The organism is Streptomyces sp. NPDC037290, from assembly GCF_055603245.1.
The window spans coordinates 1-1,202 of record NZ_JBVJVZ010000165.1 but is presented as its reverse complement, the minus strand read 5'-3'; the positions used below and the strand labels follow the sequence as shown (position 1 = coordinate 1,202).

Here is a 1,202-nt window from a genome sequence, read left to right as displayed (position 1 = left end):
GACCCCCTGTTCTGCACCCGCAGCGGCCGGCGCCTCAGTCGCGACGCCGTCGCGCAACGCTTGAGTACCCACGCCAAGACCGCGGCGCGAACCTGTCCGTCTCTGCTGGACAAGAGCATCCACCCGCACGTCCTGCAGCACAGTTGCGCGATGTCGTTGTTGCAGGCCGGAGTGGACACCACGGTCATCGCGCTCTGGCTCGGCCATGCCGGCGTCCGCTCCACCGACGCCTACGTCCACGCCGACATGACCATCAAGGAGAAGGCGCTCGCGCTGACTGCGCCCGTCACCGCCCGGCCGGGCCGCTACCGGCCCACCGACAAAGTCTTGGCCTTCCTCCACCGCTTGTGACTATGCCGAGGAAACTCAAATGGTTTGCTTCCCCGAGGCCGGGCTGGGAGTGTCGGAGCGACATACGGGCAGTCGAAGGAGCAGACGGTGGCGCTGGTCAAGAAGGGTTCCCGGCGCATCGTCGTGGACGGCGTCACCTACCGCTGGCGCGTCCGCCACAAGCCGACCTACTGCCAGTCAAACGGCTGGGGTCCGCTGACGTTCGCGGTCGAGGACGCCACCGTCCCGGGAACCGTTCTCGTCGTCGAGACCGGCTCGCACCACCCCGAGAACTGGTTCGGTCTGACGACCAGGCCGGTCGTTCCCGCTGATGTCGCCCAGGCCATCCGGACCGCCCTCACGCAGGGATGGACGCCACTCGCCAACGGATCACCCTTCCATCTCGACGTCTCAAACGCAGACCAGACAGGCGAGGATGCAACCGTCGCCAGCGGATTGTCGGCATAGTCGCGGTCTCGGCATAGGTCGATGCAGAGGAGGTCCACGCGGCCGTAGCGGGCAATGGTCTTGTTCAGCTGCTTCTCGTCAGCGGCCTCGACCAGCTCGTTCACCAGTTTCGTGGCGAGCGTGTAGCGGACGCGGTAGCCCTTCATGGCGGCCTCGGTGCCCAGGGCGATGAGCATGTGGGACTTGCCTGTGCCGGAGTCACCGATCAGGCAGAGCAGCTGGCTCTTCTTGATCCATTCACAGCTGGCGAGGGTGTGGACGGTGGCGGCGTCGATGTTCGGGTTGGCGTCGAAGTCGAAGGCGCGCAGGGACTTCTCCCGTGGGAAGCCCGCTGCTTTGATCTGTCGTTCCGAACGGCGCCTCCCCCCCTCCTCCCCCCCCCTCCCCACCCCCCCCCCCCCCCA

At 66.8% G+C, this 1,202-nt stretch carries 2 protein-coding genes; one reads left to right on the top strand and one right to left on the bottom strand.

Going from position 1 to position 1,202, the window contains the following annotated elements; all coding sequences use genetic code 11:
• Positions 1 to 351 (top strand): tyrosine-type recombinase/integrase (locus tag ACZ7HQ_RS45690; protein ID WP_471003607.1); only part of this gene is annotated, 351 nt, incomplete at its 5' end.
• A 167-nt stretch (positions 352 to 518) separates the two neighbouring features.
• Here the strand turns inward: ACZ7HQ_RS45690 and ACZ7HQ_RS45685 are convergent.
• Positions 519 to 1,202 (bottom strand): ATP-binding protein (locus tag ACZ7HQ_RS45685; RefSeq protein WP_471003604.1); only part of this gene is annotated, 684 nt, incomplete at its 5' end.